Source organism: Bacillus sp. WC2503 (assembly GCF_052682895.1).
The window spans coordinates 1,966,943-1,992,346 of the sequence record NZ_JBQYMD010000001.1; the positions used below are offsets into that span (position 1 = coordinate 1,966,943).

24 protein-coding genes, 1 pseudogene and 1 other annotated feature are annotated in these 25,404 nt (G+C 31.7%); of the genes and pseudogenes, 21 read left to right on the plus strand and 4 right to left on the minus strand.

Annotated features, from left to right (window positions below):
- Positions 1-36 precede the first annotated feature (36 nt).
- The 13 genes from ACUN26_RS10020 (at position 37) to ACUN26_RS10080 (ending at position 14,244) form a co-directional block, all read left to right on the plus strand.
- Positions 37-2,175 carry a penicillin-binding protein gene (locus ACUN26_RS10020; protein WP_000549368.1) on the plus strand — a complete coding sequence of 713 codons (2,139 nt, stop codon included), beginning with the start codon at positions 37-39 and terminating at the stop codon, positions 2,173-2,175.
- Positions 2,176-2,351: 176 nt separating this feature from the next.
- Positions 2,352-2,609: a binding site (T-box leader), on the plus strand.
- Between the two features lie 65 nt (positions 2,610-2,674).
- Positions 2,675-3,913: an MFS transporter gene (locus ACUN26_RS10025; protein WP_000722091.1), complete on the plus strand. Its 1,239-nt coding sequence runs from the start codon at positions 2,675-2,677 to the stop codon at positions 3,911-3,913.
- A gap of 110 nt (positions 3,914-4,023) precedes the next feature.
- Positions 4,024-5,049 (plus strand): serine hydrolase domain-containing protein, encoded by a 1,026-nt coding sequence (locus tag ACUN26_RS10030; protein ID WP_000598073.1) that lies wholly within the window; start codon positions 4,024-4,026, stop codon positions 5,047-5,049.
- Between the two features lie 177 nt (positions 5,050-5,226).
- The gene (locus ACUN26_RS10035; RefSeq protein ID WP_000275663.1) at positions 5,227-5,862 is read left to right on the plus strand and encodes a VanZ family protein; all 636 of its coding nucleotides are present in this window, start codon (positions 5,227-5,229) and stop codon (positions 5,860-5,862) included.
- Between the two features lie 204 nt (positions 5,863-6,066).
- Positions 6,067-6,546 carry a DUF1453 family protein gene (locus tag ACUN26_RS10040; RefSeq protein WP_000353186.1) on the plus strand — a complete coding sequence of 160 codons (480 nt, stop codon included), beginning with the start codon at positions 6,067-6,069 and terminating at the stop codon, positions 6,544-6,546.
- Between the two features lie 79 nt (positions 6,547-6,625).
- Positions 6,626-7,132 carry a DUF3189 family protein gene (locus ACUN26_RS10045; RefSeq protein WP_000576345.1) on the plus strand — a complete coding sequence of 169 codons (507 nt, stop codon included), beginning with the start codon at positions 6,626-6,628 and terminating at the stop codon, positions 7,130-7,132.
- A gap of 199 nt (positions 7,133-7,331) precedes the next feature.
- Positions 7,332-8,138, plus strand: coding sequence for a DegV family protein (locus tag ACUN26_RS10050; protein ID WP_000831953.1), 807 nt, complete (start codon positions 7,332-7,334; stop codon positions 8,136-8,138).
- Between the two features lie 244 nt (positions 8,139-8,382).
- Complete coding sequence (locus ACUN26_RS10055; RefSeq protein ID WP_001030626.1) at positions 8,383-8,856, plus strand: helix-turn-helix transcriptional regulator; 474 nt, start codon at positions 8,383-8,385, stop codon at positions 8,854-8,856.
- 38 nt (positions 8,857-8,894) lie between these two features.
- Positions 8,895-9,275: a hypothetical protein gene (locus ACUN26_RS10060; RefSeq protein ID WP_000584988.1), complete on the plus strand. Its 381-nt coding sequence runs from the start codon at positions 8,895-8,897 to the stop codon at positions 9,273-9,275.
- 567 nt (positions 9,276-9,842) lie between these two features.
- Positions 9,843-10,268, plus strand: coding sequence for an ester cyclase (locus ACUN26_RS10065; RefSeq protein ID WP_000801762.1), 426 nt, complete (start codon positions 9,843-9,845; stop codon positions 10,266-10,268).
- A gap of 499 nt (positions 10,269-10,767) precedes the next feature.
- A complete protein-coding gene (locus tag ACUN26_RS10070; protein WP_000472921.1) occupies positions 10,768-11,193 on the plus strand; it encodes a DUF4879 domain-containing protein in 426 nt (141 codons plus the stop codon).
- 418 nt (positions 11,194-11,611) lie between these two features.
- Positions 11,612-12,835 (plus strand): methyltransferase domain-containing protein, encoded by a 1,224-nt coding sequence (locus tag ACUN26_RS10075; protein ID WP_000703296.1) that lies wholly within the window; start codon positions 11,612-11,614, stop codon positions 12,833-12,835.
- A 113-nt stretch (positions 12,836-12,948) separates the two neighbouring features.
- A complete protein-coding gene (locus ACUN26_RS10080) occupies positions 12,949-14,244 on the plus strand; it encodes an MFS transporter (protein WP_000533145.1) in 1,296 nt (431 codons plus the stop codon).
- Positions 14,245-14,302: 58 nt separating this feature from the next.
- On the opposite strand, the gene ACUN26_RS10085 is transcribed toward ACUN26_RS10080, so the two are convergent.
- Entirely contained in the window at positions 14,303-15,013 is a 711-nt protein-coding gene (locus tag ACUN26_RS10085; RefSeq protein ID WP_002038924.1) for a hypothetical protein, read from the minus strand.
- Positions 15,014-15,508: 495 nt separating this feature from the next.
- Between ACUN26_RS10085 and ACUN26_RS10090 the strand changes: the two genes are divergently transcribed.
- Both ACUN26_RS10090 and ACUN26_RS10095 read left to right on the plus strand, forming a co-directional pair.
- Positions 15,509-16,309: a GNAT family N-acetyltransferase gene (locus ACUN26_RS10090; protein ID WP_001107088.1), complete on the plus strand. Its 801-nt coding sequence runs from the start codon at positions 15,509-15,511 to the stop codon at positions 16,307-16,309.
- Positions 16,310-16,355: 46 nt separating this feature from the next.
- Complete coding sequence (locus tag ACUN26_RS10095; RefSeq protein WP_000724033.1) at positions 16,356-17,231, plus strand: glycerophosphodiester phosphodiesterase; 876 nt, start codon at positions 16,356-16,358, stop codon at positions 17,229-17,231.
- 133 nt (positions 17,232-17,364) lie between these two features.
- Here the strand turns inward: ACUN26_RS10095 and ACUN26_RS10100 are convergent, their stop codons facing one another.
- Both ACUN26_RS10100 and ACUN26_RS10105 read right to left on the minus strand, forming a co-directional pair.
- On the minus strand, positions 17,365-17,778 hold the full coding sequence (locus ACUN26_RS10100) for a DUF4870 domain-containing protein (protein WP_000603894.1): 414 nt from the start codon (positions 17,776-17,778) through the stop codon (positions 17,365-17,367).
- A gap of 108 nt (positions 17,779-17,886) precedes the next feature.
- Entirely contained in the window at positions 17,887-18,348 is a 462-nt protein-coding gene (locus ACUN26_RS10105; protein ID WP_000021721.1) for a DUF2306 domain-containing protein, read from the minus strand.
- A gap of 173 nt (positions 18,349-18,521) precedes the next feature.
- Between ACUN26_RS10105 and ACUN26_RS10110 the strand changes: the two genes are divergently transcribed.
- Positions 18,522-19,052 (plus strand): DUF4269 domain-containing protein, encoded by a 531-nt coding sequence (locus ACUN26_RS10110; protein WP_000495164.1) that lies wholly within the window; start codon positions 18,522-18,524, stop codon positions 19,050-19,052.
- 45 nt (positions 19,053-19,097) lie between these two features.
- On the opposite strand, the pseudogene pdxR reads toward ACUN26_RS10110, so the two are convergent.
- Positions 19,098-20,529 (minus strand): annotated as a pseudogene (gene pdxR / locus ACUN26_RS10115) (MocR-like pyridoxine biosynthesis transcription factor PdxR).
- A gap of 150 nt (positions 20,530-20,679) precedes the next feature.
- On the opposite strand from pdxR, the gene ACUN26_RS10120 reads away from it, so the two are divergent.
- From ACUN26_RS10120 to ACUN26_RS10140, 5 genes are all read left to right on the plus strand, one after another.
- Positions 20,680-21,594: a DMT family transporter gene (locus tag ACUN26_RS10120; protein ID WP_000932797.1), complete on the plus strand. Its 915-nt coding sequence runs from the start codon at positions 20,680-20,682 to the stop codon at positions 21,592-21,594.
- A gap of 138 nt (positions 21,595-21,732) precedes the next feature.
- Positions 21,733-23,094 (plus strand): glycosyl hydrolase family 8, encoded by a 1,362-nt coding sequence (locus tag ACUN26_RS10125; RefSeq protein ID WP_001080598.1) that lies wholly within the window; start codon positions 21,733-21,735, stop codon positions 23,092-23,094.
- A 163-nt stretch (positions 23,095-23,257) separates the two neighbouring features.
- The gene (locus tag ACUN26_RS10130) at positions 23,258-24,181 is read left to right on the plus strand and encodes a nucleoside hydrolase (protein ID WP_000416767.1); all 924 of its coding nucleotides are present in this window, start codon (positions 23,258-23,260) and stop codon (positions 24,179-24,181) included.
- Positions 24,182-24,257: 76 nt separating this feature from the next.
- Positions 24,258-24,716: a GNAT family N-acetyltransferase gene (locus ACUN26_RS10135; RefSeq protein WP_001102692.1), complete on the plus strand. Its 459-nt coding sequence runs from the start codon at positions 24,258-24,260 to the stop codon at positions 24,714-24,716.
- Between the two features lie 77 nt (positions 24,717-24,793).
- Positions 24,794-25,240, plus strand: coding sequence for an NUDIX domain-containing protein (locus tag ACUN26_RS10140; protein WP_000836842.1), 447 nt, complete (start codon positions 24,794-24,796; stop codon positions 25,238-25,240).
- Positions 25,241-25,404 lie beyond the last annotated feature (164 nt).

A 25,404-nucleotide genomic window follows, 5' to 3' on the forward strand; every position in this document is an offset into this window, starting at 1 on the left:
TTCGCAGGAATCAATTACAAATGAAAGGAGATAAATATGCATAAACTTCAAACGAATAAAGGTGCTCGTTATATGATGATTGCTTTTATTGTTTTGTTTCTTACTATGCTTTTGCGTATTTTCTATATACAAGCAGTAGGAGTCGTGCATAATGTGGATGTAAAAGATCTCGCGAATGAACAACATAATAAAAATGGAGTATTAGAAGCAAACCGTGGCACAATTTATGACCAGACTGGAAAGGTACTAGTACAAGATTCCGCAACGTATCGAGTTGTTGTGAATTTAAAAGGAAAAGATAAAGTGAAAAATAGTGATGAAACGGCACAACAATTAGCTGATGTACTTGAAATTGATAAAGAGGAAGTAATAAAAAATTTTCATGAAGGACGCACACAAGTTGAAATTGGAAAAATTGGTCGGAACTTATCTAGAGAAACGAAGGAGAAAATTAGGAAATTAAAAATACCGGGTGTATCTTTTATGCCTGAAAAAGCAAGAGTGTATCCAAATGAAGATTTTGCATCCTATATACTTGGTTTTGCTAGACCAGATGATAAAGGAAATACGGAAGGGAAATTTGGACTTGAAAAAAGTTTGGATAAATATTTGCGCTCTACGAACGGGAATATAGAATATGTAGGAACACGAAAAGGTATCCCACTTACAAATGACATAGGTAAAGTAGAACCTGCTAAACATGGAAATAACGTATATCTTACGCTTGATAAGCAAATTAATAGTTTTTTAGAAGAAGCGATGAACAAAGCACAACAACACTATGATCCTTCTATGTTAATAGGAATTATTGCAAATCCAAAAACTGGTAAGGTTTTAGCGATGTCTAGTAAACCTAGTTATAATCCTAATAAAGGCGATATCGAATACTTTTTAAATGATCCAATTGCAAACGCATATGAACCAGGTTCAACAATGAAAGTGTTTACGTTAGCTGCTGCTATTAATGAAGGTGTATATAACGGGAAAGAATATTTTCAATCAGGAAAATATTCGGTTGGTTCAACAGATATAAAGGATCATAATGGTGGATTTGGATGGGGCTCAATTACATTTGATGAAGGCTTTGAAAGATCGTCAAATGTAGCTTTTTCTATTTTAGAAGATCAGTTATTAAAACCCAATAAATTTAAGCAATATATGAATAAATTTGGTTTCAATCAAAAAACAGGAATAGATTTACCCGGAGAAAGTAAAAATACATTATTATTAAACACACAAATCCAACAAGTTACAACTTCTTTCGGGCAAGGTTCCACTGTCACTCCTATTCAATTAATACAAGCCGCTACGGCAATAGCAAATGACGGGAAAATGATGCAACCATATATCGTTGATAAAGTTGTAAATCCAACAAACAAACAAGTTATTATGGAAAATCAACCGAAAGAAATTGGGAATCCGATAAAAAAAGAGACAGCGGACAAGGTAAGAAGCTTAATGGAGCGCGTTATTACGTCTTCAAAAGGAACTGGTACAATGTATAAAGTGGATGGTTATCCAATTGGGGGTAAGACAGGAACAGCCCAAATTCCGAACCCTGAAAATGGACGATATATGGAAGGGAAAGAAAATTATATTTTTTCATTTTTAGGAATGGCTCCAATTGATGACCCAGAGTTAATCGTATACTTAGCTATTAAGCAGCCAAAATTAAAGGGAGACGAGTATGGAGCTCAGCCTCTTGCTGAAATATTTAAACCAGTTATAAAAAATAGTTTAGAATATTTAAAGGTGAAACCATATACAGAAAAACAAATTGTCGATGCAACGAAGCAATCTCAATTAAAAGTACAAAGTTATGTGAATCAATCCATGGGGACAGTAGAAAAAAGTGCAGAAAAAGAGAAGCTACAGCCGGTTATTTTAGGAGAAGGAAAAATAATAAAACAATACCCACAGTCTGGTGAGGTAATGAGTGAAGGAGATCGTATATTTCTATTAGGAAATAACGCAAAAATGCCAAATATAAAAGGTTGGTCCATGCGTGATGTTATGTATTTCTCTAAGCTTTTGAAATTAGATTTAAAAACTTCAGGGACGGGTTATGTAACAAATCAAAGTATTGAAAAAGGGAAAGATTTACAAGAAGGTGATACGTTAAAACTAGAATTAGAACCACCGCTACAACCGTTAGTAGAGGCAAATACGAATTAATTTGGACATTGTGAAGGGCCTATATATAAGAGGCTCTTTTTTTAGAGATTCTAGTAATTTCACGCACCGTAATTTTTAGAAAAAATAATAAATAAGACTGTTAACATTGGCATAACTTGAAATATGTAATTATTTATTATTTACAGTTAAATATATATGTGATAATATGGAAAAAATCAAATGCAGTGAAGAGAAGAGTAAATAAAATGAATTTTTCACAGAGAGCTCCATAAAGCTGAAAAGGAGCAAAAATTCTTTATTGAACCAAGCCTCTGAGCAGTACATCGGAATCTTTTATAAGAGGATGGTGTGACGGGAGCTCCCGTTATAGAGCTACGGTATAAGCATGAAAACAATGCAGTACCTGATAAGTTTAATATGGCGACATATTAATAAACTAGGGTGGCACCGCGATGATAAATCTCGTCCCTAAGACTATAAGTCTTGGGGGTGGGATTTTTTTATTGTTTTAAAACAATATGGAAAGCGGGGACCTAAAGTGAAAAAAATACTTAAAGATTGGAAATATCCTTTATTACTACTGTCCGGAGTTGGTATTGCGAATTTAGGTGCATGGATTTACTTAATAGCACTGAATGTACTTGTCTATAATATGGGTGGCTCAGCCTTAGCTGTTGCTACTTTATATGTAATTAAGCCACTAGCCGCTTTATTTACAAACGCTTGGTCAGGAAGTATGATTGATCGTTTAAATAAACGAAAATTAATGATACACCTTGATATATATCGTGCAATATGTATTGCTATGTTACCTGTACTTCCATCACTTTGGATTGTTTATGTATTCGTATTCTTTATAAGTATGGCCAGCGCGATTTATGAGCCGACTACTATGACGTATATGACGAAATTAATTCCAGTAGAGCAAAGACAACGTTTCAATTCACTACGTAGCTTAATATCATCCGGTGCATTTTTAATTGGTCCGGCGGTAGCGGGAGCTTTATTAATAGTGAGTACACCAGAGTTTACTATATATATGAATACTATAGCATTTCTCTTATCAGGATTAATTACACTACTTTTACCTAATCTTGATAAAAAAGAAGATTCTCATTCACCTAGTAATACAATATCTATTTCACTATTAAAAAAAGATTGGAACACTGTTATAAATTTTAGTAAAAAACATGTGTATGTCGTATGTGTGTACTTCTTATTCCAAGGAATGATGGTACTAGCTACCGCAACTGATTCACTTGAATTATCATTTGCGAAAGAAATTTTATTGTTAACAGATAGTGAGTATGGCTTTTTAGTAAGTATTGGTGGAGCGGGCTGTATTTTAGGCGCCATAACAAATACAATTTTATCAAAAAGATTAGCACCTTCATTTCTAATTGGGATAGGATCATTATTCATCGCACTCGGATATTTAATCTACGCTTTTTCAAGTGGATTTTTAATAGCTGCTACCGGATTTCTTATTTTATCTTTCTCTATGGCATATGCAAATACAGGGTATTATACATTTTACCAAAATAACGTTCCTGTTCATATGATGGGACGGATTGGGAGTATATATGGGCTCTTTATTGCAGTAGTAACAATTTTTATTACAATATTGTCTGCTGTTGCAACGCAATTCATCTCTATACAACTAGTAGTCATTGTAGGAACATTAGGAATGCTGTTTATAACTATCGTATTGTGTGTATTTACTTTATTACCATCACAATTTAAATGGAGTTCCGACGAATCAATAAATTCGAAATGAATTTTGTGTTCTTATTAATAATTTATCGTATTCAATTAAAGGGTTCTTTCCCCTTTATATGGAAAAATAATAAGGGGAAAGAACAATAAGAAAAGACAAGGGTGATTGTCGTGATAAAAACAAAAGGGGAAATAGACAAAATTGTAAAAGAGATGTATCGAAATATAGATTTCTCTGGGGTAGTTTTAGTGAAAAAAGAAAAAAACTTAATCTATGAAGAGGCGTTTGGTTACGCAAATAGAAGTGAATGTATAAACAATACACTACAAACAAAATTCGGAATTGCTTCAGGATGTAAATTATTCACTGCAATCGGCATCTGTCAACTTGTTGAAAAAGGTGTAATTACTTTTCATACAAAGTTAAAAGATTGTCTACATATTAAATTTCCAAACTTCAATGATGATATTACAATACACCAACTTTTAACACATAGTTCTGGTATTCCAGATTATTTTGACGAAAGTATAATGGATAACTTTGAGGATCTTTGGAAGCAAACACCTATGTACCTTTTAAAAAGTTTAAAAGACTTTTTACCATTATTTCAAAACAATAATATGATGTTTGCACCAGGAAGTAAGTTTCACTACAACAATGCAGGCTTTATCTTACTTGGATTAATAATAGAAGAGCAAACAGGACTTGAGTTTGCGGAATATATAGAGCAAAAAATATTGAATCCAATTGGCATGAATGATTCCGGCTATTTCTCTTTAGATACATTACCAAAGCACACCGCTCTTGGATATATAAAAGATGTAAATAGCCAAAAATGGAGAACAAATGCATATTCCATACCGATAAAAGGTGGTTCTGATGGCGGTGCTTATATTACCGCACCAGACATGCTTAAGTTCTGGGAAGCATTATTTAACTATGAAATATTAAGCCAAGAATATACTAATTTACTTTTAACTCCTCACATTCAAGTAAATAATAATCAGTTTTACGGCTATGGAATATGGATTGAAACAAGACAAAATAATATTTTTAAATATCATATAATGGGCTATGATCCAGGTGTTAGTTTTCGCTCGGCTGTTTATCCAGACTTAGGAATTACATTAGTTATTCCTTCGAATAAAGGAGCAGGACCTGAAAAATTAATGAAAGAACTAGAAAAATATTTTTGAAAAAGTTAAAAGAGTTCATAATTGCATCTGCCTTGAAATGTACTCTTTATATTTCGATAAACGTTTGATTAAAAGTCTTCATTTTTATTATTAAATGAAGATTTTCTGTAATTGAATAACACTGTTTTATAATTGTATATCGATATGCACATGTAATATTAAAGAGGTGGAAAAAATTTGTATATATTAAACGGTAGTATGTTTATTGTTTTTGGAGTCATCTCCTATTTGATTGTACGAAGTATTTTAATTAGGATGAAAAATAAAAAACATGTAAATTGGTGGAAAGAATTAATTCGTTTTCTATTCGTAGTATACATTTGTATGGTTGTTGCCGTAACTTTATTTCCTTTACCAATTGGTTTTCCTTCTAGTGCTGAAAATCTTAATCGTTCAGTTAATTTTATTCCCTTTGCATCAATTTTTAAGGATATTGGTCAAATAGGAAGTGCTTATGATGGTGATGTCCTATTTATGATCGGTCTAATCGTAAGAAATGTTGGTGGGAACGTTTTATTATTAATACCTTTAGGTTTTTTAGCACCAATTATATGGGATACATATAAAAAGATTAAAAATACTATTTTATTAGGATTTACCATATCAGTTAGTATTGAATTATTACAACTAATTGAGTCTTTATTTAGTGGATCGGCACGTATTACTGATATTGATGATGTGATCTGTAACGTTCTAGGTTCTATTGTTGGATATTTTATTTATAAAATCACTTTAAAGCTAGCTGCTACATTTAACATGCAAGTAGTAGATAAAACTAATTCTAAAGATATAAAATGTATTGATAAAAGTTAAACGAGTTTATGAATGTAATAATAAAGGTAATAAAGACGTACGAGTAAAAAGTATGTCTTTTTATTTTTATAACTAATGAGTAAGATTGATGGGAAATTACATTTCACATTACACTACTTTAAAGTAGCTATCGTGTTTCAAGTATGGAATGAAAAGAGGCGAATATAATTTTCAAAGGCAAACAAGTATATAGGAGGACTCTAAATGGATATTCTATTTGTTATTCTATTTGTTATTCTACTTGTTATTCTTATAATTATATTAATGCAAGGTAAGGAATATAAAGTGAATATTAATCGTATTTGGATCATTCCGGCTTTGCTGTGCCTCGTAACAATCCAGTCCATTTTTCATATGGGACAATTAAATATATTACAAGTACTACTATTTGTTGCAATGCTCGGTATTGGATTGGGTCTTGGGGTTATTAGGGGAAAAGCATTAACATTTCGATTAGATAGTGAAACAGGTCATGTATTACGAAAGGGAAATTGGTTAAGTACAATTATTCTACTTGTTATTTTAGGTGCAAAAGTTGTGATTAAGCAGAGTATGTTTTCTGGCAGTACGCATCAAACATTAACGATTGTAACGAATGCCTTTTTATGTATCACATTAGGTACTGTAATCAGTAGAAGATATTATATTTGGAAAAAATATAATGATTTAACACAAAAAGCGTAATTTCATTCTTCCCTTGTTTAACAATGCTATGAACGGTCATACTAAATAACATTGAACATTTACAACAAGGGATGATAATATGATATTCATTTACACAGACTTCGGTGGTACACATACAACTTCACTAGCTGCAGCGTATCATTTAAATAAATTACCAACTGATCGGAAGTTAACGAAAGAAGAAATATTAAATGTAGAGTACTTCAATAAATTAAAAACAGAAGATATGGGGAAAATTATTTTTCATGGATTAGACGAAAATGGCAATCCTGTATATACGATTGGATGCGGCGCATCAAAAGTCGTTGTACCTGCGATGAAGCATTTAGGAGAGATTCTACAAAAACATTATGAAAGCCATGAAAAGATTATTTTTTCTAATACATCACCAACAGTGCCTTTACCAATGACTTTTGGTGGTCTGTTTTCTAGGAGGTTTCATATCGATTTTATCGGCGTACCCTTACTCGTATGGGGAGCAAAAATTTGTTGTGATAACATACAAAGGCTTGTCAGTTATACGAAAGAAGCTGGGCGATTGACGAATGATTATGTTGTAATTTTAGATAATGAAAATTTTAAATAATGTATGGAAGAAGAAAATCGGACATATGCTCCGATTTTCTTTTTTTATTGGTGAAACAGACAAGAAATAGTCACATTTAATTTTCATCTACTATAGCCAAAACAATAAAGTCCTGTTACTATTACAGGGATATTCTCTTTTCATAGCATAAATATATAGAAAAATTAGAAAAGAGGAATTGAATTAAGGGAGGAACAACATGAAGCGTGTTGCTTGGATTACTGATAGTACAACTGCGAGTTTTACAACAGAAGGAGATAACTTTGTTATCCCAATCGAGGTTATTATTGATGGTGTGTCGTACAAAGATTGTGAAGAAGGTGTACGTGAACGTGTTTATAATGCGTTAAACGAAGGTAAGACAGTCACTACATCACAACCTAACATTGGGGAAATGGTAGAGTTATTTACGAAATGCAAAGAAGAATATGAAGAAGGATTTGCAGTTGCTATTAGCGGAAAAGTAAGTGGAACCTATCAAAACATGAAATTAGCTGCAGAAATGGCTGGGTTCCCATTAACGGTATTAGACAGTGAAACGACAAGTTATCCAATGGATGAACTAATTAGAAAAGCGAAATTGTTATACAATGATGGTATGACTTTACAAGATATACACAAAACATTAGTAGATGAAAAAAGAAGACCTTTTCATGTATTTCCAAAGAGCTTAAAAGGTTTGTATGCAAGTGGACGTGTAAAGGGAGTTCAATTTTTACTTGGAAGTTTATTAAGTGTCAACTTAATATTAGAAGTAAAAGGCGGCGAACTTTTACTTGAAAAGAAAGTTCGTAAAATCCAAAAATGTCGAGAATATATTAAAAATGAGCTTGAAAAAGAATTACCTAAAGTACTTCATATGTTCCATGCTAATGACAAAGATGGAGCTGAAGAATGGATTTCAGATATAAGACAAGCATTCCCTGAAATGGACTTCAAACTATATCCATTACCGATTTCATTTGCTGTTCATGCAGGTGAGGGAACAATAGCAATTAGTTATTAAATAAAAAACCCGTGAATGATTCACGGGTTTTTTATTTAATTAAAATGAAATGGATCCCTGCCAAATCTCCATCGAGCTTAGAAATCGATGATTCCTCAATACCTCATAGAAAACTGTGGAATGCTCTTTTTATGGCTTATCCGATTATTTCTTACAAGATTTAGGAAGGATCGAGTTGAAAATGGGATTATTTTAGTGTAAAATTACACTAAATAAAACATTAGTTACTTTTGGAGGAGAGAAAGTGAATAAAGATCATACAATTGAACTCATTTCAACGAAAATAAAGTTAATACGTACTGAAAAAAGATATACACAAGATAAAATGGCTGAAATTCTCGGGATATCCAAAAAAACGCTTGTTCAAATTGAGAAAGGGAGAACGAATGCAGGCTGGACCAACACCATTGCTATTTGTGCATTGTTTAGAGATAGTGAAGTTTTACAGAATGCTCTTGGGGATGATCCATTAGTAGTAATCGAAACAATGGCCCACAGTAGCACTAGCAATTTCAAAGAAAAAACATTGGGAGGAAAAGTCTGGTGGAAACAGATTCAAGAAAAAGGGAACTTTCGTTTACAACAAAATCTGATTAGTCAGCATTATCGTATTTTAGACAAACAGGATTACCGTTGGTTTAATTCATTTGATTTAGAAGAAGCGCTAAATCAAATGAATCAATTAGCAACGAATTCAGACAGTCAAATAACCCCTTAAAATTATAGAGAATGCAGAAAAATTGGAGGGAATTACATATGATCATTTTGAGTTTACTTTGGATCTACTATATGCCTTATCTCGTGTTATGCGGATTTTTTGGAGGATTGTATTTAATTATTAATGGGATTAAACATCGTAACTTACTCGTAAGTATACTAGGATTACTTAGCCTTTCCTTTGTCGTACTGCCTTTTATTTTTTGGGGAATGGGGATTTCTGAGAATAAACTTCTTGATATTCCTACAGAATTATACTGGATTCTATTTTCTTTAACTGGGCTATTAGCTGGAATCATTGGATTACGGTCAAAAATTAAAGGAATACGTAATATGGGATTTATTATTTTTACTAGTGGAATAGTAGGAGACCTTTTTTATGTTTTAATGTCTGTACCTGATTCCATGTATATCAACTAGTTTTTTAAACTAAGCTCATTTTTATTTACTGCTACATGGTGACTTAATCCAAAAAAGATAGCACAACAAAGGTAGAGGAAGAATCGCTGTCTTTCTTTATGAATCAGTACATAAAAAGGAGATGCTATAGTACCTATAGCATCTCCTTTTTCACATGAATCATTTCTCTATTAGCTGGATTGCACATAAACGTTTGATTTCATCCAGTACGTAGTAGGTAGCATATCGATAGCTATCTGTAATTTCTACACCCTCTGACTTTAAATGATAAAGGTAATGTTATCACAGTTGTTCCTGCAAGGGAAAAAGAAAAAATAAATAGTGTAGTAAAAACATTCTAGAATAAAGAAGCTTAGGAATATGGGATATAAAATATGGTAAATACGAGTTGTTAGAAATTTTCAAGAATGAACGGAAGAATACAAAGCATAAGCGAGTTTACAATTTGCATGCCAACACTACAAACTTGACATGCTTATTGAGAAAGAGTGAGAATGAGTAATATAACACTTATCTAATACATTCAGGTGATATTAGTATTGGATTTATTTTTAAGGGGGATGTTTAATGAAACCAGAACTAATTGTTAGAAATTTCTTCAAAGAAGTGCGTTCAGGGAATAATCCAGACTTTTCAAATCGATATATGGCAGATAAAGTATTGGCACATCAAGTTATATCTGAAGAGGAACAAACAGTATACAGATCGCCAAAAGATTATGCTGAGCATGTAAGAGAGATGATAGAAGTATATGGAAATTTCTCTTTAGAAATTCAAGAATTATTAGTACAAGATAGTAAAGTATATGTACGCTGGAAGCAAGTAGGTACACACATAGGAGAAATAGATGGATACGAACCTACAGGCCTCCCTATAACTCAAATAGCAAGTGCGGTATATAGAATTGAAAACGGGAAAATTTCAGAGTATTGGATTCAAATTGATAGATCAGGAATTCAAAATCAATTAGAGTACAATAAGAACATTCAATAAATTATCTTTAAGAATAATAGTAAAAAGCACAAAAACAAGATTTTTAAAACGAGTATTTCTATTACATAAAGGATACAAATCAATGCACTTTTTTACTGAAAGATTCATTCAAATTAATAAAAAAAGAGCATGTATTAATAAATCTTTTAAAATATGCTCTTTTTTATTGTTTCTACGTGTACTGACATCAGCTTAGTGTAACTTTATTATATGGTAACAACAAACATAGACACCTGTTTATGAACCCAAAAAATAGCAATAATTGTTCATGCGGTTTAAATTCGGGATAGACTAGCTAACAATGAAAATAATAGAATCAAGTTGTAATGTGTATTTCGTTTTACACTGTAAGTTATTCATATTAAGTAATAGAATTGTAGAAACATATAATAGAATATTCGCACTAATATTTATACAGTTACAATCTATTTACATATAAGATTATTAGGATTATATTGGCAATGAAAGAGAAAACAATAGATGGAAGGGGATGTTTTTTATGTTTAAAAAAGCAGCACTAGGGATTTCATCGTTAGCAATCACAGCGTTCGTTGGGTTAGGAATGGCAACAGAAGCTTCGGCTGGACCTGCAGCTCCACTTACTTCACTAAACGTCGTACAAGTAGAGTCTGAGCTGGGCGGAGTAGAAACAATTAACCAAAACAGCTTTAGCACAACACGTAACCACGGGGGAAAATACTTATATATTACAACGAAAGAGATGGGATACGGTCAAAATCCATTTACTAAAATGAATGGTTCTAATGTAAAAAGTATTGGATCCACAATAATCGGCGGAAAACCAATCGTTGGCTGGTATTACAAATGGGATGCGTCTGGACATCAACAAGGAACATTTGAATACCAAAAAACATCTATAAACGCACCATTTAATACAATGCGTACGTCAATTTATATTCAATAATTTTTGAAAACGTTCGCACATATAGAATAGTCAAAAAAGGTACTCCTAGGAGTACCTTTTTGACTATTCTATATTTACAATGCCGATCCCACAGCAAGAACACTTCCCATAAAACAACATCCTAAACGTCTATGAAATTGATAGGAACGGGTAGTACAAGTCCTCTATAGTTAAAGTACGTAACCTTGCATATTCCAATTCAATGAGAACAGAAAAAGACTGTAGTACTTACGCCAAAATTCAAGATTAAAAAAGAATAGCTAAACTTATATAAGCTTAGCTGGATGAGTATGTGACGGAACCCTAAAATGAATTACATCTTTTTCATACCATAAATAATTTTGTATAGGGAGATGAAAGGATTTTTTAAAATAATAAAGAAGTATGTATAAACAAATATATAAATGGTAGTGATAGTATGAAAATCAGTAAGTTTGCAGAAGTAAATACTGTAAGTGTAGATACGATTAGACATTATATAGACCTCGGTCTCATTATTCCTGAAAAGAAAGGTGGGCACTATTTTTTTGATGAGTATTGTCAAAAAGATATGGAACTTATTTTAGAGTACAAAAGGCTAGGATTTAGCTTAAATGAAATTAAAGATCTTTTTCTTTATAAAAATTTAGGGAAATCTATAGATTACGAAAAAAATACTTTTTATCAATCTTTATTTAAATTGAAATATGAAAAGATTGAACAGGAAATAAAAAATTTAGAGGAACAAAAAGATAAATTAAAGAAAGCGTTAAATAATTTATCTATAAAAACTAAAATTTCGAATTCAATTTTAGGGATAGATTTAAACGTACTTAATGTATTTAAGTGTTTTAAGTGTAACGGAAATTTGATTCTTGAAGATGGCATTATCAATAAGAATCAAATTGTTGAGGGAAAGTTAATTTGTAATTGTGGTGAAGAATACGCGATTATTTCAGGGGTTTTAACAGCGGGAAACTCATGTAAAGCATATGAAAAGACATCACTTGAAGATTCTATTTCGGATTATATCCATGAAACTGATACTGCTTTTTTGGAAAATGTTCAAAGAGGAGGAGAATGGGCGAAAAAGAAACTAATGCAACTAGATTTAAATGAAAAAATACTACTTGATTTAGGATCTGGTATTGGGTTCTTTTTACGAAATATTTATGAGGAACTACCAGGAAATTGCCTATATATTGCTGTTGATCGAGATTTGAATAAACTTTTATTTTTAAAAGATGTAATTGAAAGAAGAAACCCGAAAAGAAACATTCTATTTATCTGTGCCGACTTTTTAAACATACCTCTTCAGAATTATTCTGCTGATATTGTCATTGATCAGTCTGGTACAAGTAATTATAGTTTTGAGCATAAAAACTTTTTGTTGCATGAATTAAATCCACTTTTTAAGCCAGAGTGTTATATGCTAAGCTCATATATTTTATTTAAAAATTTCAGCATACATAGTCATATATCAATTAGATTACGAGAGAATTTTACCTCTTCAAAAGTTAAGGGAGAAATTCAAAAACTACAGTTTCAAACCATTGATGAAAGAACTTCTAATTATTTGGAAAGAGGCGGGAAATACGAAAATTTCTTCGTTCAAGGAGAAGAAATTTATACATATTCATTTTTCGGAAGAAGATGGGGTTAACCCCATCTTCTTTTATTTTTCTTTTAAAACTTTTTAATAATAGCATATTGATATTGGGTTGACCCGAGAACTTACACTGTATGTAATACAAAGTTAAACGGGAGGAAAGAGTTATGGGACGTTTACGAATACATTCACAAAATGAGCAAAGTACTCAAGAACTAAGAAATATTTATCTCTATTCATTTGGGAAAACAGTATCAATATTTGGTAGCTCTATTTATAGTTTCGCATTAGGATTATATGTGTTACAAATAACCGGATCAGCATGGAATTTCGCAATTACGCTTATTTTAGGAACGATTCCAATGATTGTTATGAATCCATTTGCAGGTGTAATCGCAGATAAAGTTGATAAAAAGAAACTGGTCGTTTGTATGGATTTACTAAGTGGAGGCTTATTAATTACTGTTTATACATTGAGCAGTAATTATGGATTAAACTTATTCATCATTTATACTACTACTTTTCTTTTAACAGTATTTACAACGTTTTTTGGAATAGGATTAGAATCCGCAAAACCGAATATCGTCTCTAAAGAGAGGTTAATGAGTATTAATTCTATAAGTAAAATTATTGATTCTGTATCTTTAATTCTCGGTCCTATGTTAGGTGGTATCGTTTTTGCTGTTGTAGACATAAAACTTTTTATAATGATAAACGGTATTTCATTTATCCTTTCTGGCATATCCATACTGTTTATTCACTTTAAATTGTTCGGGCACGATATAAAGGAGGAATGTTCAATAAGAGAAATTAATTTTATTAAAGATATAAAAGAGGGATACTTTTACTTAATGGAGAGGGAAAGCTTAAAGAATACGTTTCATATTTTAATTTCGCTTAATTTCTTCTTAGGATTTGCTGTAACTGTTCCATTACCATACATTATTAACACAGTTCTCAATCTTAGTTCGAAGCAATTTGGTATCATTCAAGGAACTTTTCCAGTAGGGATGATAATTGGTGCAATTTTAGTGAAAAAGATAACTAATCGTTTTTCTTACTCTTATCTTTTGAAAAAGCTAAGTTCAATGTTGGCAGTTTTTATGATTATTTCAGGAATTCCAGTTTTATTCAAAAGTTTTGAAGCAAATGATTTTGTATGCGTTATTACGTATTGTGTTGTTATGTTCTCTTTCGGGCTAATAATAGCGTTAATTGATATTCCTTTAATTTATTTCATGCAAAAAGAAGTTCCTGATGAATATAGGGGAAGAGTGCTCAGTATTGGATTAAGTATAGGTAAAATGATGCAGCCGATAGCACTGGCATTATCAGGTCTATTATTAAATTATATTCCAGCCTACACGCTTCCAATTGCAGGAGGAATAGTATTTCTTATTTTGAATAAAGCTTATTCAAATAAGTTCAATTTAGAAATTCATTCCAAAGATTATAGTGTTTAACGTAACTATTTGATATTGTTACAGATAAAAAAGCGCAGGATCATCATCCTGCGCTTTTTTATCGTAATTCAGCTGTCTTTCTAATAACAATCTTATCAATATCATCTTCTTCATCACCAATAAATAATCCACGCTCTTTTAAATACATTTCAAAGTATAAATCTGCTTCTGCACGTTCATCATACGGTTTTACAGAAAGTACGAAACCTAATTTGTTTTGCTCATCTAAATGAGAAGTGGAGATATAAGCCGGTACATTATGGCGTAAAAAGAGTTCTTTAACGGGAATAATCATATCTTTCATTAACTTTGTTAACATACCCATTTCAAACTCAAAATTAAAGCGATCTATACTAGATAAATCGGCGAATACTACACCGATAAAACCTGTATTAAATACTTCTTGGTATTCTACATCTTCGTTACCATAAAAATTCTTTTCGATCAAATAATTTATAAAATAAGACACACCATCACTTTGTTCAAAAGGTTTTGTTGAAAGAACAAAGCCGATTTTCTTTTGGTTATGTAAATACACACATGACATATATGCAGTGATATTATGTTCTTTAAATAATGCGCTCATTGCTCCAGATAGACCATCAAGTACATGATGAACAATTTGAAGTTTTTTACGAGCGAAATAATAGGATTTCTTTTGTAACTCCAATGTATCAATAAAGACAGAGCCGATAAAGCCTGTATTTGAAATAATAGGTGTTTGCTTTTTTCTTCCTCTGCGCTTTGCTTGAGCCATTGTAAAAATCATCCCTTCATGTACAATTAAAGTAAAAGAACATTTGTTCGTATATGTATATTTTACTATTAAAACACTCTAAAGTAAAGGGTTTTTGATGAAAAAAACAACAAAAAAGACACCTGTAAAAGGTGTCTTAAACGCTGTAGGGAATAGGGTTTATCCCGTTTATTTATATTATGATACAGAAACAATCTCTTCTGTATCTTCTACATCTAAATGACAGTCCATAGTACGTACATCTTGATCTTCATGACTTCCGAAATAAATAGTAATTTTCATATGTATCGCTCCTTTATTCTAGGAATACCTAAAATAATTACTAGTAATGTTAATGTTTATTATATACCACTTTTTTCATTCCGACAACGTTATATCATTTTTAATTCTTTTAAGCTATCCAGCATAAATTAAAGAGATATTTTTATAGAAAAAGGTAAATAACTTATGTGTTATATTTAAAATCAAAGAGTTCGGATACTAATTTTTATGAAAGGAGCACAATTTATGAATTATAAACAGTTACTATTAGATAATTTTACATTTAAAATCTCATATATTGCTAGACTTGTGCAAGGAATGAATGTAAAAGAAACGAAGGATTACATTGCTGTCGACTGTGGTTTACCTGCAGATACATTTAATATCATTACTTTACTTAACAATAATGTAACAGATAGAGCTAAGCAATTAAATAAGGAGGTAGAATACTATAATCAAAAGAAGTTTCCAATGTGTGTTTGGCTTTGGGATGAAGAACAAGGGCAGACTATTAAGAGCGAGTTATTAAAATTTGGTTTAAAAGAAGCAGAACATAGTATTGCGATGGTTGCAGACTTAAAAATAATTTCTCCAACAATAGACACGCCAGTAGGCTTTACAATTCAACAAGCATCTTCGCTCGGACAAATACAAAGATTTGGAGAAACGCTAGCTGATCTATTCGGTACATCAGAGGAAGGTATACATGTACAATCATTCTATAATCAAATTTCTTCTTTCGATTTATGGAATAGTGAAAATATGAAGCTATACTTAGGTATGTATAAAGATGAAGTTGTAACTGTTGGTTCGTTGGTCTGTACAAAAGATAGTATTGGTATTTATGACATAGCAACTCAAGAAGAGATGAGAGGACGAGGATTTGGTTCTACTATGTTTAACTTCTTGCTGCAAGAAGCAAAGAAATTAAAAAATACTTATTGCGTTTTACAAGCTTCACCTGATGGAATCAATATTTATAAAAAGTCGGGCTTTCAAGCTGTTGGACGAATGACTGTTTTTGAAAATCGACATTTATTTGAGTAAATCATACAAGTCAAATTGTTTTAAATATAGGAGTTAACATACCGTTATGAAAAAAATATCTCTAATTACAATCATTTGTTTTTTCATAGTAATAAGTATCTTTGTTTTTCGGCAAATAAACGAACATAAATACACTAAAGCTATTAATCAATCAAATCATATAAAGAATATCGCACATAGAGGCGCTTCTGCGTATGCACCAGAACATACAATAGCAGCATATAAATTAGGCCAACAATTGAAGGGGGATTACATAGAAATTGATCTCCAAATGACAAAAGACGGACATTTACTAGCTATGCATGATGAAACCGTAAACCGTACAACAAACGGTAAAGGGTTAGTAAAAGAACATACATTAGAAGAAATGAAGCAACTAAATGTAGGCTCTTTTTTCAATGAAAAATATCCGAATTTAGCAAAGAAAGAATTTGAAAATGCTAAAGTTCCAAAGTTAAAAGAAATTATAGAAATGTTTGGGCATAATGCTAATTATTATATAGAAACAAAGTCACCAGATGAATATCCGGGTATGGAAGAAAAGCTATTAGAAATTATAAAGTACTACCAAATAAGTGATAAAGTTATTATTCAATCCTTTAGTGAAGAAAGTCTGCAAAAGATTCATAGTTTACATGCTAATATCCCACTAGTACAATTATTATCATATCAAAAGTCAGTTCAATTAAATGAATTAGAGATAGAAAAGTATAAAACATACTGCATAGGTCTTGGTATGAATTACAAATATATTGATTCAGCTTACGTAAAGAAAATAAAGAAACACGGATTAGAAGTTCATCCATTTACAGTAGATAATGAAAAAGATATGAAAAAGTTACTTTCATGGGGAGTCGACGGGATGTTTACTAATTATCCGGATCGTTTACATTCAATATTGGATTTAAAAAATCATAAATAAAAAGAATTACCCGATAGGAAATGATATATGGCTGTTTTCATGATGGTAATATCATTGAATACATTGAGCCGAAGTTTAAATAACTATGCAAAAGAGAAAATAAAAAGAATCCAATAACTTTATTGGATTCTTTTTATTTAGTTCTATGCACCCATCGTGAAACAATAGGATAATGAAACTCTTTATTTTGTAATTCATATAAAATCCCTTTAATTGGTCCTAAAATTATAGCAGCTAAAAGTATTATATATAGTGGAATTGTTCCAAAAATAACAAACAAGGAATTTGTACTCAAGTCAATGTGTAATAAGGAAAACATGAGCGTACGGACTACTACGAAGTTCCAAAGAAATACAGCGAGCCATACTCCAAATTGAAAAAGGGCTGATTCTAGATTCATTTCTTTTATACTTTGTGATTTGAAAACGAAATAAAGTATGAGCGGTATAAAGAAAAGTGTATTACCAAAGAGGAAAAAGGCCAAGAAAGATAATAAAGTAATTCCATGTATCGCTAGTTTAATGTTTTTATCTTGTGATAGTATCATCAAAATCCTCCTATATTTAATGTAGATGGTAAAAAACAATACAACCCATTATATCATAGGAAACATGGAATAAAAATGAACTAGAAAGTAATCAAAATGTAACTAATTTTAACTACGCTTTTTATATTTTTTTGATACACTGACTACGAGAGGAATACCGATTAAAGTAGGTAAAAACCAAAACCATATAGGCGGCAGTAAATTAATAATAGGAATATGAATTCCGACGTTTACTAAAAGTGCGGTAACGGCACCGATATAGGAGCCTAACATGCCTCTAATATGGTGGCGAATCCAATTTTCCCAACGCTTTTTTCCTGCAATATAGCCATAAATCGCAAATGAATAAGAGAAAATTGCTACATAAAATAAATATGCGATTTTATCCCAATTTATTATGGACAATATGATTGCAGTAAGGGTGATAACAACATAAGATGCATGATATATTTCGCCCCATTCTGTATGTTTACCTTTCTTCTTTTGAGCAACCATCGCTACAATACCGGTAATTAAGCATATTGTTCCAAATAAAATGTGTATGGATAAAAGAATGTTGAAAATGCTCATAATAATTCCTCCTTTTTTATTTTTATAGTATTGCAGTATAGGAGAAAAGTTGAAACATATTGTTTATTCGTCTTAATATATTGAAATAAAGGTACTCTTAGAACAAATTTAAACGGACAAATTTTCTTGAATTTAGTGAGTCACGTATTACGTGAAATGAAGGAGAGACTTCCATGTTTACATCTATTACATATTTACAATTAGGGAATGACAAGCAACAAAAAGTATATGATGTTTTGAATACATTAAACATAATGGAGGATTTAGCTTTGTATAGTCCCGTTCTTTGTGGGACAATACCTATAAGAATTGATACTCTTCAATCTGACTTAGATATTGTAATGGAAGTACATAACTTTGATGTTTTTGAACAGGAAATGAGATCTTTATATGGTTCTTATGAAGGATTCAAAATAAAAAAGAAAAAAATTAAAAATACTGAATCAATAAAGGTGAATTTTAAATTTGAAGGTTTTGAATTTGAATTATTTGCCCAACCTAAGCCAGTGCGTAGCCAAAATGCATATAAACATATGATTGTTGAGCACATGATATTAATGCAGAATCCACATATAAGGGAAGAAATTATTCGCTTAAAAGAACAAGGGATAAAAACAGAACTAGCTTTTGCTCAAGTATTAAAAATTGACGGAGATCCTTATGAAGAACTTATTTTATTGGGACAGGAAATGCGTTTGTGGTAAATAAGGTACACAAAAAATCCTCTTATAAATAAAAGAGGATTTTTGTTATATCATTAACTTACGGATTAATCCACTTAACAATTTTATCCCGGTGATTATTTGTTCTGGAGAAGCATATCCATACGATAAACGTATACATTGATCTGATTCTTCTTCATAAATACGTCCTGGGTTTAAAAGAATCCCTTTTGATAGTGCCTCTGAAAATAGTCTCTTCATCGGAATGTTAGGTACAACCTTTAGCCATATAAAAAATCCACCACTAGGAATATCCCAAGTTGCTATGTCTGCACAATACATATGTAAAGCTTGTACCATCATTTTTCTTCGTTCTTTTAAATGCGTTCTTACGTTCGCTACATGGTCTTCATAAAAACCTTTATTTATCCATTCAGCAGCAACTCTTTGAGATAAAGAGCTCGATCCATAGTCTGTTTGCATTTTTATATCTGATAATCTATCAATCACAGGTTCTGGTCCGATAATCCATCCAATTCTAAGTCCTGGAGTTAGTGTTTTAGAGAGGCTACCAACATATAATACATGTCCATGTTTATCTATCGATTTTAAAGGAGCTGGAGGTGGTTCATCAATCCATAACTCACGGTAAATATCGTCTTCGATGATAGGTAACTGTTCTTTTTCACATATTTTTAATATTTCTTTCCGGCGCTTTTCAGACATTAATATCCCTGTTGGATTTTGAAAACAAGGAATAGAATATAAAATATTTTTCTTTTGACTATATTTAGTGCATGTTAATAAATCGCTAGGTAAAATCCCGTACTGATCCATCGCTATACCAGATAGGTGTATATTTGCTGATTGAAAAACATGAAGTGAATATAAGTAAGAAGGTTGTTCGAGTAAAACGGTTGATTTTCTATGTAAAAGACCAATTGATATTAATTGTAATGCTTGTAATGCACCGGAGACGATTAATATAGAGTTAGGCGATACGTGTATTCCAAACGATTTTACGTAATTACTTATTGCTTTACGTAACGGAAAAAAACCTTTTTGTTCCTCATATCCGAAATAATCTAATTCCTCACTAACGTTTTTCATAATGGATTGCATCGTTTCTAGTGGGAAAAGATGCGGGGCAAGTTCGCCTTTACTAAGATGGATAAGTGTTTTATTTGATTCTGCTTCATTTATTTCACGTACCATTCTTACTTGGTTTATGAATACCAGCCTTTACATATTCACTCCAATTAGGCGGGGGATTCGTTGCTAATAAGGACCACGTATTATTCATAACAATTGTTCCTGCCCCGATTTGCCCTTGAATTAAGCCGTCAGCCATAAGCTCTTCTAGCGCAGTTATTACAGTACTCCGATTTACATGAAATAACTTTGCTAACTGCCGCTGGCTAGGAATCTTACTTCCGATTGGCCATTCTCCGTTTTCAATTTTTTCTTTCATATAGTCTATTATCTGCCGATATTTGGGCACCTTTTTATCGATTGTCATATAAAAACTCCCTCGTTTATTTAAAAATGAAAAGTGGTTGGTTTTTTCGATAAATAACTGGTTGAAGACATTGTATCAACTATTAAATATGATGAAAAGAAATAATTGGCAATTTGAAAATGGTTGGTTTATTGGAGAGGAAGAGAAAACATGCTTAATAAAAAATGGGATTTACAAATCATATGTGCTCACGCTTTTACGATTCTAATATGGGGAACTGCATTTCCGACAATTCGTATGGGGCTTGAATCATACACACCTGAACATCTTACTTTACTACGCTTGTTAATCGCTTCATTCATACTTCTTGTGTTTTCCTTTATATACAAACTGCGATTACCTGATTTGAAAGACATTCCAGCGATTTTTATATTCGGTGCTTTAGGGTTTACTATTTATCACATTGCATTAAACTACGGCGAAAAAACAGTAAATGCTGGATCTGCAAGTTTAATAATTTCAGTCACTCCAATAGTGACGGCAATTCTTGCTTCTGTTTTTTTGAATGAAAAAATGAAATTAAATGGCTGGATCGGTGGTGTAATTAGTTTTATTGGAATTGCTCTCATATCATTTAGTCAAGGAGGTTCTATTCAATTTAATAGTGGAGGATTATTTATATTATTAGCAGCCGTTTCAGAAAGCCTATTTTTCGTTTTCCAAACTTCTTACTTGAAAAAGTACGGCTTTTTGCCATTTACCATATATACAATTTTATCTAGCACTGTATGTATGCTTATTTTCTTACCGGGAATTTATACAGAAACACTAGCAGCTCCTCTTGAAGTGAATGTGAGTGTTATATATTTAGGCTTATTTCCAACAGTACTCCCGTATCTTGCCTTAGCGTATATTATATCTCGTGCTGGTGCTTCCGAGGCAACAAGTTCTCTATATTTAACGCCAGTCACTGCGTGCTTTATAGCTTGGGTATGGTTAGGTGAAGTACCGACTTTTATTTCTGTAATTGGAGGTGGGATTACTATACTTGGGATATTGATTGCTCATATACGAGTAGTAAGAAAAGAAAAACATAGGAATCTAGTAAACAATAAATCGATATAACTTAATTAGATAATGATTTTATGATACTTTTTGATATAGTTTCTTTCTTATGTTGATAAATATAATATTTTGTATTTCAGTTAAATATTGTATGTTACATTTTATGTAGTAAACATTTTAAAAGGAGATGACAACATAATGAATAGAAAAAGAAATATTTTTATATGCCTTTCTATTATAGGTATCGGATTAGCTAGTGTTTCTAATTCTAGTTTTGCAGCAAATGTAACGGATAGTTCAGTACAACATTCTATCCCTGTCATGAATCAACAAGTAGCTGTTGCAACAGAAATGAAACCATTTCCTCAGCAAGTTAATTATGCAGGTGTTATAAAACCGAATCATGTTACACAGGAAAGCTTAAATGCTTCTGTAATAAGTTACTACGATAATTGGAAAAAGAAATATTTGAAAAATGATTTATCTTCTTTACCTGGTGGTTATTATGTAAAAGGAGAGATTACGGGTGATGCCGATGGGTTTAAGCCACTTGGAACTTCAGAGGGACAAGGGTATGGGATGGTAATTACAGTATTAATGGCTGGTTATGATTCGAATGCCCAAAAAATCTATGACGGTTTATTTAAAACAGCAAGAACTTTTAAAAGCTCTCAAAATCCTAATTTAATGGGGTGGGTTGTAGCAGATAATAAAAAAGCACAAGGACATTTTGATTCTGCTACTGATGGAGATTTAGATATTGCATATTCACTTCTCCTTGCTCATAAGCAGTGGGGATCAAATGGATCAGTTAATTATTTGAAAGAAGCACAAAACATGATTACAAAAGGTATTAAAGCTAGTAATGTTACGAATAATAACCGACTAAATTTAGGAGATTGGGATTCTAAAAGTTCACTTGATACGAGGCCATCTGATTGGATGATGTCACACCTTAGAGCATTTTATGAATTTACAGGTGATAAAACTTGGCTTACTGTTATTAATAATTTGTACGATGTATATACGCAATTTAATAATAAGTACTCTCCAAATACAGGGCTTATTTCAGATTTTGTTGTAAAAAATCCACCACAACCCGCACCTAAAGATTTCTTAGATGAGTCAAAATATACAAATTCATATTATTACAATGCTAGTCGGGTACCATTAAGAATTGTAATGGATTATGCGATGTACGGCGAGAAAAGAAGTAAAGTCATCTCTGATAAAGTCTCTTCATGGATTCAAAATAAGACGAATGGAAATCCTTCTAAAATTGTGGATGGCTATCAATTAAACGGATCAAATATTGGTAGTTATTCAACTGCTGTATTCGTTTCACCATTTATTGCTGCAAGTATAACGAGTAATAATAATCAAAAGTGGGTAAATAGTGGTTGGGATTGGATGAAGAATAAGCGAGAAAGCTATTTTAGTGATAGTTATAATTTATTAACGATGCTATTTATTACGGGAAATTGGTGGAAGCCTGTACCTGATGATAAAGAAACACAAAATCTAATAAATGATGAAATGTATGAAGGATATGATAAATAATAGAATTTGATAATGGTTAGCTGGGAGAAGGAATTAGCATGCGCTAGTTCCTTTTTAATATCCCGTAACACATTATCCATTCTAAAATTTGCATAGATATACTTGCATTTTTCATATACATAACTATTGTTTGCTTTATTTTTTTATGGAAGGAGAGTATTTCTTGGAAAAAGTATTATTTTTTGGAGATCCAGGAATTGATGACTCATTTGCCATTATGTATGGTTTACTGCATCCCGAAATTGAAATTGTCGGTATTGTAACTGGATATGGAAATGTTGAGCATATACATGCTGCACATAATGCGGCGTATATTTTACAGTTAGCAAATAGGCAAGACATTCCTGTCATTAGCGGCGCAACAAAACCACTTACTGAAGAAATTTCAACGTACTATCCTGAAATTCATGGATTAGAAGGATTAGGGCCCATACATGTTCCAGAAAGCGTATTATCTATTCCGATATATAATTTTGGTAGTATTGCTGCAATTCTTGTAAAGTATGGAAAAGATTTAACAATTGTTGATGTAGGAAGATCTACTTCATTAGCGATTGCTTTTAATTTATGGAATGACTTAATACTAAATGTAAAAGGAATACATTTCATGGGTGGTGTCTTTTTAGAAGTAGGAAACGTTACTCCATTAGCAGAGGCAAATGTGTATGGAGATCCTATAGCAAGTAAAATTGTTTTTCAGCAAGCAAAGAATTTATTCATATTCCCTTTAAATGTAACAAATAAAGCTGTGTTAACTCCAAATGTATTTAATTATATCCAAGCTAATTCAAAGAATCCATTTCATACGATAATGAAACCGATGTATGATTACTATTTATCTGCATACCAAAAACTTAATCCATCTATCGAAGGGCCTTTGCTACATGATGTGGTTGCTATAAGTGGATTAGTTAACCCAAGTTTTTTTGAATTTGCGCATCGTACAGTGAATGTAGATACATACGGAGATACGAAAGGACAAACATTTGCTGATTTTCGCCCTAGCTCAATATCTAAAGGGGCCCGTATAGCATTAGAAATAGATGAACAAAAATTTATTCAAGATTTTATAAAAATCATGTTATAAGCTGTTGTCGAAAAAGGGAATTATTTCACTACGTTGAATATAAAAATATATCCTCTTTATAAAGGAGCTTACAATATTGAATGTCCAGTTAAAGGTTGTTACGAGAGAGAATTGGGAAGAGGCATTACAGTTACAAGTTAAAGAAGATCAAAGGAAATTTGTCCCCGCCGTAGCAGTTTCACTTGCTAAAGTATATATAAAGCCAGATGGTGACAATGTAGAGTACATACCATTTGCTATATACGATGGTGACCTTATGGTTGGTTTTGTTATGCATGCTGTTGTAATAGAGACATCGGATATGTATTGGATTAACGGATTTATTATTGATCAATCGCAGCAAGGTAATGGTTATGGAAAAGCGGCATTACAAGAAAGTATTTATTTAATAAAAAATACGTTTAAGGCGTGTAAAGAAATAAGATTAACAGTACATAAAGATAATATATGTGCAAAGAAATTATATGAAAATTACGGTTTTCAACCATTGGGACATGATTATGATGGCGAGGAAGTATATCGTGTATTTGTTTAACTTTTATTAAGTATTGGCGTGAAATGAAAATGACTACTTTAATCAAGGGAATAGCGAATGACTAGGAGGAATATCAATTGAAAAGTAAATTCCATCATATTGTACGAGCAGTCGTGATAAAAGATGAGAAATTATTGGTTGCTGAATATATTGGGCATCATTATTTTTTACCAGGTGGCCATGTTGAAATCGGGGAATCAGCAGAGCATGCATTAATAAGAGAGCTACGAGAAGAACTTGGAGTAAACTGCAGTATAAAACAATTTTTAGGAGTTATAGAAAACCGATGGCAAGATAAAGGAATGCTTCATCATGAAATCAACCACATTTTTGAAGTATCTTCAAAAGAGTTGTATATTGATTTATCACCAAAGTCTAGAGAATCTCATTTAGCATTTCATTGGATAGATTATAGTAAAGAATCTTTAAAAACTTATAAAATCATGCCAATGCCCTCCGTTAAAGAATTACTAGAAAGAAAATTAAATGATGAACTACTAAATTGTTGGATAAGTAATTTTTAAATCACTCTATTTTATAGTAAATACGTCCATCGAAAGGATATAAAGAAAATAGGCTAAAAAACAAGGTACATCACCTAGTGTAAGTTCATATTTTGTTGATGTACGTATTTAGTCTGTAGCTTTGTTTCTATTTGGTTTACAAAAATATATAAACTTTTTACATT